The following is a 16,580-nucleotide window of genomic DNA, read 5'->3' as shown; positions in this document are numbered from 1 at the left end:
TGGCTTTTGGCTTTCCAAACGACAGCCAACCCTGTAAGGCAAAATCCATCAGACAGTCGCGACGAAAAATTTTTGTTTAATATTAAACTTATTTTTTGATGCGACAACGGGAGGCTACAAATGTCGGATACATCCAACGAATCCCTGCGTCAGGCGGCGCTGTTCTACCACGAGAACCCAAAGCCCGGAAAACTCGAGATCCGTGCCACGAAACCACTGGCGAATGGCCGCGATCTTTCACGTGCCTATTCCCCCGGTGTTGCCGAAGCCTGCCTTGAAATTAAGGCAGATGAGGCCAATGCTGCACGATATACTGCGCGCGGCAATCTGGTTGCCGTTGTCTCGAACGGCAGCGCTGTTCTCGGGCTTGGCAATATCGGTGCTCTGGCTTCGAAACCCGTGATGGAAGGCAAGGCTGTCCTGTTCAAGAAGTTTGCGAACATCGACTGTTTTGACATCGAAGTGAATGAGTCCGACCCGGAAAAGCTGGCTGAAATCGTCTGTGCGCTTGAACCAACGTTCGGCGCGATCAATCTTGAAGACATCAAAGCGCCTGATTGCTTTATCGTTGAACGGATTTGCCGCGAACGGATGAATATCCCCGTATTTCACGATGACCAGCACGGCACCGCCATTGTTGTCGGCGCAGCAGCGACCAATGCGTTGCATGTTGCAGGCAAGAATTTCGAGGATGTAAAAGTGGTTTCGACCGGCGGCGGAGCAGCCGGGATCGCCTGCCTCAATATGCTTTTGAAGCTGGGCGTAAAACGCGAAAACATCTGGCTGTGCGACATCCACGGGCTTGTCTATGAAGGCCGGGCCGAAGACATGAACCCGCAAAAGGCGGCTTTTGCGCAAGCATCTGACAAACGCACTCTGGACGAGGTGATTGACGGCGCAGATTTGTTCCTCGGCCTGTCCGGACCCGGAGTTCTGAAGCCGGAACAGGTTGGGCGCATGGCATCACGCCCGATCGTCTTTGCGCTGGCAAACCCGACACCCGAAATTCTGCCGGAACTCGCGCGCGAAGCCGCCCCGGACGCGATTATCGCGACTGGTCGCAGTGACTTCCCCAATCAGGTCAACAACGTCCTTTGCTTTCCGTTCATCTTCCGTGGAGCGCTGGACGTTGGTGCGACGGAAATCAACGACGCGATGCAGGTGGCCTGCGTCGAAGGCATTGCCGCGCTCGCCCGTGCCACGACAAGCGCCGAAGCAGCGGCCGCCTATCAAGGCGAGCAACTGACCTTTGGGGCCGACTACCTGATTCCAAAACCGTTTGACCCACGACTGTCCGGCGTTGTTTCGACGGCTGTTGCAAGGGCCGCGATGGAAACTGGCGTGGCCAAACGCCCGGTCGCTGATCTGGATGCCTACAAGCACAAACTGGATGCATCCGTCTACAAATCCGCGCTCTTGATGCGCCCGGTCTTTGAGGCGGCTCGCACGGCATCGCGGCGCATCGTTTTTGCAGAAGGCGAAGACGAACGGGTGCTCCGCGCGGCGCAAGCCATCCTTGAGGAAACCACCGAGACACCGATACTGATCGGACGTCCCGAAGTCATCGAAGCCCGCTGCGAACGGCACGGGCTGGAAATCCGGCCGACCCGCGATTTCAAGATCGTCAATCCAAATGACGACCCGCGGTATCGCGACTACTGGGGCACCTATCACCAGATCATGGCGCGGCGCGGCGTGACACCGGATCTTGCCCGGGCAATCATGCGAACCAACACAACAGCCATTGGCGCGGTCATGGTTCAGCGCGGCGAAGCGGACAGCATGATCTGTGGGACATTTGGTGAATTCCGCTGGCATCTGAACTACGTCACGCAGGTGCTCGGGGATGAAGCGCATTCACCGCATGGCGCGCTGTCGATGATGATCCTCGAAGACGGGCCATTGTTCATCGCTGACACGCATGTCCATTCTCTGCCAACGCCGGATCAATTGGCGCAAACGGCCATCGGCGCTGCACGTCACGCCCGGCGTTTTGGTGTTGAACCGCGGATTGCCTTTTGTTCGCAGTCCCAGTTTGGCAATCAGGCCGAAGGGTCGGGTAAACGGCTGCGCGAAGCGATTTGCCTGCTCGACGCGATGGAGACTGATTTCCAATACGAAGGTGAAATGAATCTGGATGCCGCGCTTGATCCTGACCTGCGCGACCGTTTGTTGCCGGGCGGACGTTTGCAGGGCCCGGCCAATGTTTTGATCTTCGGTCACGCGGACGCTGCCTCTGCCACACGAAACATCCTCAAGATGAAAGCCGGCGGTCTCGAGGTCGGACCCATTCTGATGGGTATGGGCAATCTGGCACATGTGGTGACGCCGGGCATCACGGCACGCGGATTGCTGAACATGGCAGCCATCGCCGGGACGCCTGTCGAGCGCTACGGCTAAGGACCGGCATCCAATCAGCCGCAAGGTATGACCGCAATAACAGGCCGCCATCGCGTGGCCTGTTGCCATTTCTATCTCACTAAATTTGCAGCTGTGTGATTTGCAGATTTGCAAAAGAGGCTCGCAGGCAAACAAAAAAGCAAAAATCTATCGGCTTTGCAAAAATTTGCAGAGTACTTCTGGCGAATTCTGCAAATTTTCTGCGGTAATCTGCCGCCGTTTGCGCCAACTGCCTTGCTGCAATCCTACCCGACAGCTTATCCCTTTTCGCAATACCCGAGGAGGACGATCATGGGCTACAAAGACGTTTACGCCAGTTGGCAGGCAGACCCTGAAAACTTTTGGATGACCCAAGCCGAAGCGATTTCATGGGATCAGAAACCCACCCGAGCGCTGACCAGCCCTGACACGGATCTTTATGAATGGTTCGCCGACAGCATGGTGAACACCTGCTACAACGCTGTTGACCGGCACGTTGAAAACGGGCGGGGTGATCAGGTTGCGATTATTCATGACAGCCCGATCACCAACTCGATCCACAAAATCACCTTCGCGGAGCTGAAAGATCGCGTGGCGTCTCTGGCTGGCGCGCTGGCCGCCAAAGGCATCACCAAAGGCGACCGGGTAATCATCTATATGCCGATGGTGCCCGAGGCTCTCGAGGCGATGTTGGCCTGTGCCCGTCTTGGCGCGATCCATTCGGTGGTGTTTGGCGGCTTTGCCTCCAACGAACTGGCCGTACGCATCGATGACGCTCAGCCCAAAGCGATTATCGCCGCATCTTGCGGTTTGGAGCCCGGCCGTGTGGTCCACTACAAACCACTGGTCGATGGCGCCATCGAACTGGCACAGCACAAGCCAGAGTTCACGGTAATCTTCCAGCGCGAACAGGAAGTGGCTGCGCTCAAGGATGGCTATGACTTTGACTGGCATGGCTTTCAGGCAGGTGTGACACCGGCTGATTGCGTTCCGGTAGAAGGCAACCACCCGGCCTATATCCTGTATACGTCCGGAACCACGGGTCAGCCCAAGGGCGTCGTGCGCCATACGGCAGGGCATCTGGTTGCTCTGAACTGGTCCATGAAGGCGATCTACAACGTCGATCCGGGTGATGTATTCTGGGCCGCGTCTGACGTTGGCTGGGTCGTGGGGCACAGCTATATCTGCTATGGACCCTTGATCCACGGTAACACCACAATTGTCTTTGAGGGCAAACCCATCGGCACGCCCGACGCAGGTACTTTCTGGCGTATCATTGACGAACATAAGGTGCGTAGCTTCTTTACCGCGCCAACAGCTTTCCGCGCTGTAAAGCGAGAGGACCCCAAGGGCGAATTCCTTGCCAAGTACGACATCTCGCATCTGCGGGCGATTTATCTGGCTGGCGAACGGGCCGACCCGGATACTATCGAGTGGGCGCAGAATGTGACCGGCAAGCCGATCTACGACCACTGGTGGCAGACAGAAACCGGTTGGACCATTGCGGGCAACCCCGCCGGGATCGAGGCTCTGCCCGTCAAGATCGGCTCACCCACTGTGGCGATGCCGGGCTATGACATTCAGGTTCTCGACGAAGGCGGCAATCAGATGCCGGCAGGCGAACTGGGTGCCATCGCAGTGAAACTGCCCCTGCCCCCGGGCACGTTGCCCACGCTGTGGAACGCCGAAGCGCGGTTCCGCAAAAGCTACCTGACGACATTTCCGGGGTACTATGAAACCGGCGATGCAGGGATCATCGACGAGGATGGCTATCTCTACATCATGGCGCGGACTGACGACGTCATCAACGTGGCCGGGCACCGCCTGTCCACCGGCGCGATGGAAGAAGTACTGGCCAGCCACCCAGATGTGGCGGAATGCGCAGTCATCGGCGTGACAGATCAACTGAAGGGCCAGTTGCCCATGGGCTTTGTCTGTCTGACAACAGGCGTGAACCGTCCGCATGAAGAGATCACCGCCGAATGCGTCAAGCTGGTGCGGGAAAAGATCGGGCCTGTGGCAGCGTTCAAACTGTGCGCGGTGGTGGATCGCCTGCCCAAGACACGCTCGGGCAAAATCCTGCGGGCCACAATGGTCAAACTGGCCGACAGCGAAGCGTTCAAACTGCCCGCGACAATCGACGATCCGGCCATTCTGGACGAGATCAAAGTCGCGTTGCAGGGCTTGGGTTACGCCAAGGGCTAAACCCTGCCCCTAGACAAAACGGAAAACGCCCGCGCATCAATCGCGGGCGTTTTTTGTTGCACGACAGAGCCTCGATCAGGCCACGGGCTCTCCAAAACCACCGCCACCCGGCGTCTTCATTACAAAGACGTCCCCGGCGGAGACCTGCGTTTCGTCATTGCCTTGCAAGGCCTCGATCGTGCCGTTTGCCCGTTCGACAGCGTTTTCGCCTGTTGCGCCGGGCTGCCCGCCTTTTGCGCCATGCGGTGGTACCTGCCGGTGAGAGGACAACACAGTGACTGTCATGGGTTCGAGGAACTCCAATCGGCGCACGATCCCATTGCCGCCATGATAAGCCCCCTGCCCGCCCGACCCATCACGGATCGAAAACTCCCGCACCCTGACGGGAAACCGGGTCTCCAATACTTCGGGGTCTGTCATCCGCGTATTGGTCATGTGGCTATGCACGGCACTTGTTCCATCAAAGCCATTTCCGGCCCCGGTGCCACCGCAGATGGTTTCATAGTTTTGGTGGATGTCGTTGCCGTAGACAAAGTTGTTCATGGTCCCCTGACTGCCGGCGATAACCCCAAGCGCTCCATAGAGCGTATCCGCAATGGCCTGGCTGACCTCTGTATTGCCTGAGATGACTGCAGCAGGCGCATTTGGGTTAATCATGCTGCCCTCGGGCACCTTCAGCACCAATGGCTTAAGACAGCCTTCGTTCATTGGAATGTCGCTACCCACAAGCGTGCGGAAAACGTAGAGCACGACCGCCCGACAGATCGCCATCGGCGCATTGTAATTCAGCGGACTTTGCGGCGACGTTCCTGCAAAATCGATGATCGCTTCACGCTTTTTGCGATCAACCGTGATGGCCACTTTGATCTGCGCACCATCGTCCAGCGGATAGCTGAAGCTGCAATCGGTCAGAACGTCGAGCACGCGTCGAACGCTCTCTTCGGCATTGTCCTGAACGTGACGCATATAGGCCTGCACTGTATCCAAACCGAACTGCCCAGTGATGCGCAACAGTTCGGAAACGCCGGTCGCGTTGGCGGCGATCTGCGCGGCCAGATCGGCCATGTTCTGATCCACGTTTCGGCACGGGTATCGACCGGACGCCAGCAGAGTTCGAACAGCTTCTTCCTGCAAAACGCCCTGTTTGACGAGCTGGACATTGTCCAGCAGGACGCCCTCTTCCTCGATCGTGCGGCTGTCAGGCGGGGCCGACCCCGGCGTCTTGCCACCAATGTCGGCATGATGGCCACGGCTGGCCACAGTGTAGAGGATCGACTGACCTGCCTCGTCGAACACCGGTGTGATCACCGTGACATCCGGCAAATGCGTGCCGCCGTTGTACGGGTTGTTCATCATGAAAACATCGCCGGGTTTGATCTGGCCTGCATTTTGCCGCAACACAGTTCGGACGCTTTCCGACATGGATCCCAGATGCACGGGAACATGCGGCGCATTGGCTACCAGATCTCCGGCACCGTCAAAGATTGCGCAGGAAAAATCATAGCGTTCTTTGATGTTCACCGAATAGGCCGTGTTGGCCAATGTGGCCCCCATCTGGTCAGCGATCGACATGAACAGGTTGTTGAACACCTCAAGCATGACCGGATCAACCTGTGTGCCAATGGCCTCTTGGCGGGCAAGAGGGACAACGCGCTCCAAGATCAGGTTGCCCCCGGAAAGGCACTCGGCCCGCCAGCCCGCTTCGACCACGTTGGTACCCGTAGGTTCGGTCAGGATCGCCGGGCCAGTTATCACATCGCCTGTTTTCAAAGCTGTCCGGTCGAGCATGGGAACCTGTTGCCACTCTTCGCCGCCCCACATTCTGGCAGTCTGATCCTCCTTTGGTTCGGCTGTTCCATCCGGCAAGGTTACGGTTTCACCTGTGCTGCCAACCGCTTCGGCGGTCAGCATCTCGATCAAGAGCCGTGCGCCCTGCGGCACAAAGCCAAAGCGTTGCCGATGCGACTCTTCGAAGGCCTTGGTCATGCTCTGTTCATCACCAAATGACACTGGCAGGCTTTGCTGGGCACCATCGGGGCGAATGTGGGCGGTGCGCAGGATTTCGATCCGGGTCTCGGGAATATCCTGCCCCAAGACTTCTGCCTTGGCCTGTGCCACCAGATCATCCATCCGTGTACGCGCCGCAGACAGATTTTCCATGCCCGCGCCGAACTGGTGTTCGCGCATGGCCCGCACATCGGCGAGCCCCATGCCAAAGGCAGACAAAACACCCGCAAACGGATGAATGAAGATGCGTTTCATGCCCAGTGCATCGGCTACAAGACAGGCGTGCTGCCCGCCTGCTCCTCCAAAGCAATTCATCGTGTAGGTCGTGACATCATAACCGCGCTGGACACTGATCTTTTTGATGGCGTTGGCCATATTCTCGACCGCGATGCGCAAGAACCCCTCGGCCAAATCCTCGGGTGTCCGCCCGCCCCCGATTTCACGGGCCATGGCGTCAAATTTTTCGCGCACAACAAGCGGGTCCAGCGGTTGATCGGCATTTGGCCCAAAAACGGCCGGGAACTGATTGGGCTGCAGCTTGCCCAGCAAAACGTTGCAATCAGTCACTGTCAGCGGGCCACCGCGCCGGTACGCGGCAGGGCCGGGATTGGCCCCCGCACTTTCCGGGCCGACTTGCATCCGGCCATCGCGATACGACAAGATGGAGCCGCCCCCGGCGGCCACCGTGTGAATGGACATCATCGGGGCACGCATGCGCACGCCTGCAACCTCGGTTTCAAAGCTGCGTTCAAAATCACCGGCGTAGTGGCACACATCGGTTGATGTACCGCCCATGTCGAAACCGATCAGTTTCTCATACCCGTGTTCAGCAGCGCTGCGCACCATACCGACGACGCCACCCGCCGGGCCGGAAAGAATGGCATCGCGCCCTTCAAAAAGCCGCGCATCGGTCAGGCCACCACTAGAGCGCATAAACATCAACCGCTCACACCCACCACCGCCAGTGCCCAGTGCATCCGCCACCTGGTTCACATAGCGGCGCAGAATGGGCGACAGATAAGCATCGACAACGGCTGTGTCGCCGCGCGAAACCAGCTTGATCAGAGGGCTGGCCTCATGGCTGAGCGACACTTGTTCAAACCCGATCTCGCGGGCAATTTCACCCAGCTGCTTCTCATGATCAGGAAACCGGTAGCTGTGCATCAAAGCAATCGCGACCGACCGGTAGCCGTCACCAAAAGCCCCCAAAAGAGCGGCCCGCGCGCTTTGTGCATCCAGCGAGGTCAGTACGCTGCCATCTTCAGCGAGGCGCTCATCAATTTCGATGACATCGTCATAGAGCAATTCCGGCAGTTCGATATTGAGATCAAAAAGGCGAGGCCGGTTTTGATATCCGATCCGCAGCAGATCCCTGAGGCCCTTTGTAATCAACAGCAAGGTGCGTTCACCCTTGCGTTCCAGCAGCGCGTTTGTGGCGACCGTGGTGCCCATCTTGACCGCCTTGATGGTTGCCAGTGGGATCGGCGCATCTGAGCGAAGCCCCAGCATTTCGCGAATGCCATGAACGGCGGCGTCTTGATAAACCTCGGGGTTTTCAGACAGCAGCTTGTGTGTGCGCAGTGCCCCGTCAGGTGTTTTGGCCACGATATCGGTGAAGGTGCCTCCACGATCGACCCAGAATTGCCACATCGGACAGATCTCCCTTGTTTGCGGCCCATCATGCGCCGCAGTCATTTGTGTTGAGAAGGAATGGTTCGGATTATTGCAAAGCGTTCGGCAGGAAGAGCGCTATGGATGGAAAGGCGATCAACAGGAATGCCATGGCCAACATGGTCAGGCAGTACGGTAAAGCACCCAGCATGACCTCGTTCAGCGTTCCTGATTTCCTTGCGCCCTGCACCACGTAGAGGTTCAGACCCACAGGCGGTGTGATCAGTGCCATTTCGATCAGCACGATCATTAGGATGCCAAACCAGATCACGTCATAGCCCTGCGCGACGACCAGTGGGACGATGATCGGGATCGTTACCACCATGAGAGACAGTGTCTCGATGAAGAACCCCAGTACGATGTACAGCACGACCACCACCAGAATCGTCTTGAGCGGCGTCAGGCCCAAGCCGGTCATGAATTCAGTCAATTCGCGCCCCAGACCTGCCGAGGCCAGCGTAAAGTTCAAAAAAGATGCGCCGATCACGATCAGCATGATCATTGAAGTGATCTTGACCGTGCCAAGCATGCTTTGCTGCAGCATGTCCCAACTTACGCCTCCGAAAGCCAGCGCGATCAGCATGGCGCCAGCCACTCCGACAGCGGCGGCTTCGGTCGGGGTTGCCCATCCGCGATAGATGGATCCCACGATCAGGCCGAACAGGATGATGATCGGGATAAGATCGATCAAACCGCGCAGCATCTGGGTCAGCGGGAAGGTGCGGCGCTGTCCACCCAGTTCAGGGCGGATCAGGCAAATCACCGTTGTGACCGCCATAAAGGCCAGCGCCAGCGCAATTCCCGGGACCAAACCTGCAAGGAACAGCTGCGGGATCGAGGATTGGGTCAGAAAGCCATAAACGATCAGATTGATCGAAGGCGGGATCATGATGCCCAAAGTCCCCCCCGCCGCAATCGCGCCTGAAAAGAGTTTGGGGTCGTATCCCAATTTCTCCGCCTGCGGCATGGCGACAGTTGCCACCGTTGCAGCCGTTGCCACCGACGATCCCGAGGTGGCCGAAAACATCGTCGCCGTGGCAACATTGGCGTGAACCAGACCACCCGGCAGCCACGACACCCAGCGGTCCAGCGCGGCGTAGGTCCGCGTGGCAACACCGCTGCGGACAAGGATTTCGCCCAGCAAGACAAAGAATGGAATGGCGATCAGCGTTGCATAGCTAGACGACGACCAGACCATGTTTCCCAAACCCCGCGTCAGCGGAAATCCGGAAAAGAAAATATCGACACCAAATCCCAGCAGAAACAGAACAATACCAACGGGAATGGACAGGGCCAGCAGACCAAGCAAGCCAACAGAGACATAGGTGATCATTGCAGTGTCTCCTGCTCTGCAAAGGCGCCGACAAAGCTCTCGGTTTCAGCATGTCGCCGCAGCAGCAGCAGGCTGAGCGCGGCCAATGTGGTCAAACACGACATGATCGCGAACCAGACCCAACCCGCAAACCACGGCACCTGAACCAATGCGAGCGGCGTTTCCAGTGGGGTATTGGCCCGTGATCCATTGACCAGGGATCTTTCGACCACCGGCCATGCCTTTATGGCGATCATGACGACCACACCGCTCATGACGATCATGGCAAATACGTCAAACAGGGCCCGTCCAAGTGATCCGGCACGGCTGCGTAGCAAATCAATGCGAACATGCCCCAGTTCCAGCAGGGTGTAGGACATCCCCCAAGCGGTCGCCAAGGCCATCGCATAGCCTGCGATTTCCTCGGTCCCGCCAAGGGACGTGCCGATCTGGCGCAGGATGATATCCAGAAGCACGAAGCCCGCACAGGTCAGCAATCCCAAGCCAACCACCAACGCAACCCCTCGGTTGATTGCGCGCAGGCGTCTGATCATCTCCAGTTCCATTTTTCAGCACGTCCCTCTTGATCGTTTAGTTGATCGTTACACCAACGACTTTGCCAACGCTGTCATTCCAGCGTTGCGCCCAGTCGCCACCAGCGCGTTCGGCCCATTCCGGCAGAACTTCACCGGTAAGGATGTCCCGCGCCCGCGCAAAATCAGCATCGCTGACATCGACCAAGGTCATGGAACGCGACTCGCCGGCAGGGCATTCACCGTTACCAGTCAGGCATGCGATGTCATTGACCAGCGCGTTCTGGGCGCTATCCCATGCCGGGTCTTCAAAGCCGCTGGCGATCTGATCGGTGATCAGAGCCTGCGTATCGGCATCAAGGCTGTTCCACTTGTCCATATTCACGGCCGTTACGACGGAATCCCATCCACCCAGCGGGATCGGCAGCAGGTGTGTGGAGACTTCCCACCAGCCCGCGCTGTAGCCAGAACCGGCCCCGGTCACGGCGCAGTCTACAACACCGTTTTGCAACGCGCCCGGCACTTCTGAGAAAGATACGTTCACACCTTCGGCGCCCAACGCTTCGAGCAGCTTGGCGGTCATGCGGCCAGAGGCGCGGACCTTCAGACCTTCCAGATCCGACAGCTGTCCAATCTCGGCGTTGCAGAAGACGACCTGCGGTGGATAGGGCGCAATGGCCAGAACATGGCTGTTGAACCGTGTCTTGTAGATGTCCGCGACCATGGGCCGAGCTGCGTCAACCATGGCCCGCGCTTCGTCTGCCGAAAGCGCCAAGAGCGGAACATCCAGTCCCTCCAGTTCCGGCGCGTCAGCAACGGCATAGTCAGCGACCGTCATCGCCACGTCGTATACGCCCTGCCCCAGCAGCGGATAGATATCGCCCAGCCCGAGGCTCATCTGATTGTGTGTGGTCAGCTCAACGGTCAGCTTGCCACCAGACGCCGCCGGAAGCGTTTCAGACCAGAAAGGCGCCTCATATTGCTTGTGGAGCGGCAGGCTGGACCAGCTGCCGACAACCGACAGGTTTTCGGCAAAAGCAGGCGCAGCCAGCATCGTGCTTGCGGCCAGAATGGATAGGGTCGTTTTCATTGGTTTCTCCTTGTTGGATGGCTTATTCGTTTTCTTCGTTTGAATAGATCGTGGTCTCGGCGTCTTCTGCGACGTCCGCGATCAGCATGTGGCCCGGCGAATGCGTGATGCAGATCGGAAGGCGGGCATCGAGCAACACGTTTTGCGGGGTGACGCCACAGGCCCAATAGACAGGTACTTCGCCCTCGCGGATATGAACGGACTCGCCCCAGTCTGGGGCATCCAGATCGGCAATTCCCAGATTTTCAGGATCACCATGCGCAATCGGTGCACCATGTGCTTGCGGATACCGACCGCTGATTTCATAGGCCTGCTGAACCTGATGGGCTGGAATAGGCCGCATGGTCACGACCATCTGACCGCCAAAAGGACCCGCGGGCACAAGATCGAGATTGCTGCGGAACATCGGGACGTTGCGACCGCTTTCCATGTGGCGTACGGGCACATCGCAACGCAACAGAGCATTTTCGAATGTGAAGGAACAGCCCAGTGCGACCGTTACAAAGTCGGGCTGCCACAGATCCGAAATGTCAGTCGGTTCCGCAACAAAGCTGCCGTTTTCAAAAACGCGATAGCGAGGAACATCGGTCCGGATGTCGATGTCCGGCCCCAACGTTGGCAACATCGGATTGCCCGTATCACCAACCGCAACCAAAGGGCAGGGTTTGGGATTGCGTTGACAAAACCGCAGGAAATCGAGGGCGTAGACCTCGGGCAGGATGGCCAGATTGCATTGCAGTTTGCCTGCCGCCAGCCCCGAGGTATGCCCGCCGTAAGCGCCTGCTCGGATAGCGGCACGCACTTGTGCTGCCGTGCTGTTTCTCAGCTCTGCCTGAGTGACTTGCTGGTCCGTCATCTTGGGCCCCTTTGATCCAAGCCAAGCCTGTCACAAAGACACCAATCCAATCAAATTATCATTTTATATCAAAGGTGATAACATTTTTAAATGCTACTTGGGGTGTGAGCTGTCCCAGTTCATCGCCACGTCGCGCGCGATTTTTGCACTGTTTTCAACCAGAAAGCTACGCGGCTCGGCAATGTAGGACGCTGTGAACTCGAGTGGTTGCGGAACGAAACCCGGATCAAATTCAACGATCTGCCCAGCCTCCAACAAATCGTTGGCCAACGCGCGGGGGTATGGGCCGACAGCGATTCCCGACGCAATCATCTTCAAACTGGCCGACAGTGAGGCCGAGGCAAAGACCCGCGCCTTGGGCCCGACCGAACGCGACAGTTCAGACATGAGTTCGCGATATGGCCGGGTTTTGCTGGAATACGAAATGACCGGAATTTTGCTCAGGTCCGTCTGGGGATTGGATGCCGCGCGATACCAGTGCAGCGCAAAATGCGGCAGCTCAATATTGGTGACCGAATACTCGGACACCGGACCCATCAGAAAGGCAAGGTCGAGCCGCCTGTCCAACAAGGCCGCCCGCAGGTTCAGCGAGATATCGACCGTCAAATCAACGTTCACGCGCGGGTACTGGTCGCTGAAAGCCTTAAGAAAAGCGGGCAACCAAGCCTGCGCAACTGTTTCGGATGCGCCAACACGAAACAGACCTTCGGTCTCTGCCGGATTGGCAACGCGTTGCTTGATCTCTTCTTCGACGAACAACAGCTGTTCGGCATAGGACAGCAACAACATGCCATCCTTGGTCAGCACCAGATCACCCGGCCCGCGCTCAAACAATGTGACACGTAGATCCGCTTCGAGGTTGGCAATCCGAGTGGAAACAGCGGGCTGCGAAAGGTGCAACCGTTCTGAAGCTTTCCGAAAACCGCCCAGACGGGCCACCCAGAGAAAGGTTCGGATTTGATCAAAGGTCATTGCGCAAAGCCTCGTGAGTGTCGAAATCGCGATATAGCAAAACTCTATCAATATGCGTCCAAATCGATAGAATTCGCAATATGCGTCTCTTTCGGGTCTCAGATCACTGCGCCCGTGCAAGTACCTTCGCATTGGAGCGCCTTGCAGCGTCTCAAAAGAATTCAGAACAATTTTCGACGGAATTCCCGGCCAAAAACGTCTAAGTTGAAGACACTGATACCCCTAGGAGATTTCGATGAACTCTTATTTCAAAGTCACCACACTGATGGCAGCCATGTTTACAGCGACCAGCAGCTACGCCGAAGATGTGGAAATTTATTTGGTGGACATACTCGACAACAAACAAAACGGATACTGCATCGACATTGCAAAAGGCCGCGAAGAAGCGGCCAAGCCAGAGGACGGCCTACAGGGGCACACCTGCTACAGTCCGGGTGGCGCTTTGGGATACGACCAGACTTTTGATACAGCAAAGCTCGAAGATGGCATGCTCTACATGACCAATTTCGATGTTTGCGCCCAGATCAGCAGCACCGACGCTGGCAGCGCTTTGGAACTCAAGGCCTGTGATGGCAGTGATGAGCAGAGCTTCGTCTTCTCGGGCGAAGGGACGATCACCCCGACACTTGCGCCGCAGATGTGCATCACTGTCGCCGAGGACACCCGGTCCGGCCGCAGCGATGCCAATCAAATCAAGGTCCTGTCGCTTGAGTCATGCGATGAAAGCCGCAGCGCTTACCAGACATGGGCAGTCCGCACCGCAGAGTGAGGCAACAATGCTGGTGGCCCTTGCAGGGCCACCTTCCTCAATCAGCGGCAGTACGATCCGCTGCGGTAGCTGGCGGTATCGAAATGGAAATGATCCTGATGGAACCGATCAGAATCCGGGCCAAGCACCGTGCCAAAGGGGCCGCACGCCGCTTTGTGCATCGCGCGCAGTTTTTTCGAATGCTTGCCCCGCCAGCCTTCCTGAATCGTGATTGACGAGCCATCGGCCAGATTGATCGCCGAAATGTCGATTGCCTTGCCCTTGCCGTGCTCTGAAATCTTTGCGCCGGGCTGATGATTGCGTGTCCGGCATGCATAATGGGCAGCCACTCTAAGGCTGGAGACACCGCCGCCAGTCTTGCCGATTGCGGGTTTCACACCGGTTTCCACCCATGTGCGCAGCGCTTTGGCCGTGTCGCATGTAATCGTGGCCGGCTGCGATAGAGTAACGTCCCCAACTTGCCGCAAACGGACTGCGTTCTCGACCCCGCAAGCCCCTTTGTCGGGCACTGCGCCGACCACTTCACCCACCAACATCGGGTCACCACACAGACCGCCACCAACAATCGCGCCTGACTTTTCGTCCGATGAGGTTGCAAACGCGTTTTTCAAAAATCCGCGAACGCCGTCCAGATCATCATTCTGTTTCGGTTCGGGTGCGCGACCACCGCAAGATGCCAGCGCAATCATGAAACTGCCTAGAATGATCCAACGCATTTCTATTTTACCTTTGTGCGGCCAAAGTCTGGCGCATCTGTATCCTGTCCGGCCTCCAGAATGCCACGCCGGATGGCGCGGGTGCGGGTAAAATAGGCATGAAGCTGCTCACCATCACCGGTACGAATGGCGCGTTGCAAGGCGAACAGTTCTTCGGTGAAGCGCCCCAGCATCTCGATGGTTGCATCCTTGTTGGTCAGGAAAACGTCCCGCCACATGGTTGGATCCGAGGCCGCAATCCGGGTGAAATCCCGAAAGCCTGCGGCCGAAAACTTGATGACTTCCTGGTCCGAGACGCGGCTAAGGTCATCGGCCACACCAACCATCGTGTAGGCAATCAGATGTGGGATGTGACTGACAACAGCGCAGACAAGATCGTGGTGCTCGATCTCCATCCGTTCGGTCATTGCACCCAGCCCCTGCCAGTAGGCTTCGAGGCGCTGTACGGCCTCTTCGTCCGTTCCACTGGGCGGGACAATCAATGTCCATCGATTGTCAAACAGGCTGTCAAAGCCTGACTCGGGTCCGGAATGCTCGGTTCCAGCCATCGGGTGCCCCGGCACAAAGTGTACGGTGTCGGGCAGGTGCGGGCCAACGGCGTCGATCACGGTCTGCTTGACGCTGCCAACGTCCGTAACCGTCGCGCCCGGCTTCAAATACGGGGCCATTTCCTTTGCAACGGCGCCCATGGCACCCACAGGTACGGCAAGGACGATCAGATCAGCGTCCCGCACGACTTCTGGCAATGTTTCGCACACGGTGTCACAAAGCCCGATCCGGCGCGCGGTTTCCCGTGTCTCAGCGCTGCGGGCATAGCCAGATACATGCGTTTGCGTTCCGATGCGCCGCATGGCCCAAAACATCGACGATGCAATCAGCCCCAAACCAATGAGGGCAACACGTTTATAAGGCTCGCTCATCGTTCACCCGCCTTGAACTGACCAATGCAATGCGCAACGCGGCGACATGAAGACTCATCCCCAACGGTGATCCGCAGTGCGTGCGGCAAGCCATAGCTGCCCACCTGACGCACGATCAGACCCTGACTTTGAAGATAGCTGTTGCAGGCCTCTGCCTCGGCTTCATCATGAAAGCGCGCCAGCACGAAGTTGGCCATCGACGTATCGCTGGGAACGCCGTGTTCTGCCAGCGCTTCGGCCAGCCAGACGCGCAGGCGTGTGTTCTCGGACCGACATTTTTCGACATAGGCGGTGTCGCGGACCGAAGCCTCTGCAGCAGCCAAAGCTGTGCCCGAAAGGTTAAAAGGCCCCCGAATGCGGTTCAGGACGTCGATGATTTCTGCAGGGCCGTAGCCCCACCCCACACGCAGACCGCCCAGACCGTAGAGTTTGGAAAATGTACGGGTCATGAACACGTTGCTGCGGGCCTCGACCAAACGGGCGCCACCGTCATATCCGTCCACGTATTCGGCATATGCCCCATCAAGCACCAACAGAGCTTGCGGGGGCAATCCTTCGGCCAGCCGCTCAATCTCGGCCAATCCGATCATTGTACCGGTCGGGTTATTGGGGTTCGCAATGAAAACCAGTTTGGTGCGTTCATTGCAGGCAGCGAGGATGGAATCCACGTCGGTCACCCGTTCGCGTTCTGGCACCTCGATAGGCGTCGCGCCGGCGGCGAGTGCGCCGATCTTGTAGATCGCAAACCCGTGTTCCGTATGAATGACCTCATCACCTGGCCCGGCATAAGCCTGACAAAGAAGGTGCAGGATTTCGTCACTTCCAACGCCACAGATGATCCGCTCAGGATCGAGCGACTGAACCTCTGCAATGGCGGACCGCAGCGAAGCATGGTCGGTGGATGGGTATCGATGCAATTCGTGCACAGACCGTTTTACGGCCTCTTGCGCAGCAGGGCTTGGCCCGAACGGATTCTCGTTCGAACTGAGCTTGGTTACATTCGTCACACCGGCGACTGACGACTTGCCACCCACATAGGGCGCGATGTCCAGAATCCCGGGCTGGGGTCTGATGCTGGTCATGGAACACCTCATTGCACTGGCGTTGTGCATAACGCCCGCAAACGCCCATGAAAAGGCGCATCTGGAAA

12 protein-coding genes are annotated in these 16,580 nt (G+C 57.7%); 3 read left to right on the top strand and 9 right to left on the bottom strand.

Annotated features, from left to right (window positions below):
• Window positions 1-120 precede the first annotated feature (120 nt).
• Together PFY00_RS09350 and PFY00_RS09345 are read left to right on the top strand one after the other, a co-directional pair.
• A complete protein-coding gene (locus PFY00_RS09350) occupies window positions 121-2,400 on the top strand; it encodes an NADP-dependent malic enzyme (RefSeq protein WP_271432293.1) in 2,280 nt (759 codons plus the stop codon).
• Window positions 2,401-2,691: 291 nt separating this feature from the next.
• On the top strand, window positions 2,692-4,584 hold the full coding sequence (locus tag PFY00_RS09345) for a propionyl-CoA synthetase (protein WP_271432292.1): 1,893 nt from the start codon (window positions 2,692-2,694) through the stop codon (window positions 4,582-4,584).
• A 75-nt stretch (window positions 4,585-4,659) separates the two neighbouring features.
• Here the strand turns inward: PFY00_RS09345 and PFY00_RS09340 are convergent, their stop codons facing one another.
• From PFY00_RS09340 to PFY00_RS09315, 6 genes are all read right to left on the bottom strand, one after another.
• Window positions 4,660-8,241, bottom strand: coding sequence for a hydantoinase B/oxoprolinase family protein (locus PFY00_RS09340; RefSeq protein WP_271432291.1), 3,582 nt, complete (start codon window positions 8,239-8,241; stop codon window positions 4,660-4,662).
• A 70-nt stretch (window positions 8,242-8,311) separates the two neighbouring features.
• Window positions 8,312-9,595 (bottom strand): TRAP transporter large permease, encoded by a 1,284-nt coding sequence (locus PFY00_RS09335; protein WP_271432290.1) that lies wholly within the window; start codon window positions 9,593-9,595, stop codon window positions 8,312-8,314.
• Complete coding sequence (locus PFY00_RS09330; RefSeq protein WP_408648454.1) at window positions 9,592-10,128, bottom strand: TRAP transporter small permease subunit; 537 nt, start codon at window positions 10,126-10,128, stop codon at window positions 9,592-9,594. The genes PFY00_RS09335 and PFY00_RS09330 overlap by 4 nt, the downstream gene beginning before the upstream one ends.
• Window positions 10,129-10,165: 37 nt before the next feature.
• Entirely contained in the window at window positions 10,166-11,197 is a 1,032-nt protein-coding gene (locus tag PFY00_RS09325) for a TRAP transporter substrate-binding protein (RefSeq protein WP_271432288.1), read from the bottom strand.
• Window positions 11,198-11,219: 22 nt separating this feature from the next.
• Window positions 11,220-12,053, bottom strand: coding sequence for a putative hydro-lyase (locus PFY00_RS09320; RefSeq protein WP_271432287.1), 834 nt, complete (start codon window positions 12,051-12,053; stop codon window positions 11,220-11,222).
• 93 nt (window positions 12,054-12,146) lie between these two features.
• Window positions 12,147-13,025 carry a LysR family transcriptional regulator gene (locus PFY00_RS09315; protein ID WP_271432286.1) on the bottom strand — a complete coding sequence of 293 codons (879 nt, stop codon included), beginning with the start codon at window positions 13,023-13,025 and terminating at the stop codon, window positions 12,147-12,149.
• A 235-nt stretch (window positions 13,026-13,260) separates the two neighbouring features.
• Here PFY00_RS09315 and PFY00_RS09310 point away from each other — a divergent pair, with 235 nt between their 5' ends.
• Window positions 13,261-13,794 (top strand): ricin-type beta-trefoil lectin domain protein, encoded by a 534-nt coding sequence (locus PFY00_RS09310; protein WP_271432285.1) that lies wholly within the window; start codon window positions 13,261-13,263, stop codon window positions 13,792-13,794.
• A gap of 41 nt (window positions 13,795-13,835) precedes the next feature.
• Here PFY00_RS09310 and PFY00_RS09305 read toward each other — a convergent pair whose 3' ends face one another.
• From PFY00_RS09305 to hisC, 3 genes are read right to left on the bottom strand one after another with little or no spacing between them, the layout of a single operon-like run.
• Entirely contained in the window at window positions 13,836-14,510 is a 675-nt protein-coding gene (locus PFY00_RS09305; RefSeq protein WP_271432284.1) for an extensin-like domain-containing protein, read from the bottom strand.
• A 2-nt stretch (window positions 14,511-14,512) separates the two neighbouring features.
• Window positions 14,513-15,430: a prephenate/arogenate dehydrogenase family protein gene (locus tag PFY00_RS09300; protein WP_271432283.1), complete on the bottom strand. Its 918-nt coding sequence runs from the start codon at window positions 15,428-15,430 to the stop codon at window positions 14,513-14,515.
• Window positions 15,427-16,512 carry a histidinol-phosphate transaminase gene (gene hisC, locus PFY00_RS09295; protein ID WP_271432282.1) on the bottom strand — a complete coding sequence of 362 codons (1,086 nt, stop codon included), beginning with the start codon at window positions 16,510-16,512 and terminating at the stop codon, window positions 15,427-15,429. The genes PFY00_RS09300 and hisC overlap by 4 nt, the downstream gene beginning before the upstream one ends.
• Window positions 16,513-16,580 lie beyond the last annotated feature (68 nt).

It is taken from the genome of Thalassococcus lentus, assembly GCF_028023555.1.
In the GTDB taxonomy this organism is placed as follows: domain Bacteria; phylum Pseudomonadota; class Alphaproteobacteria; order Rhodobacterales; family Rhodobacteraceae; genus Thalassococcus_A; species Thalassococcus_A lentus.
The sequence above is the reverse complement of the archived record's forward strand: the minus strand, read 5'-3'. Positions and strand labels throughout refer to the sequence as shown.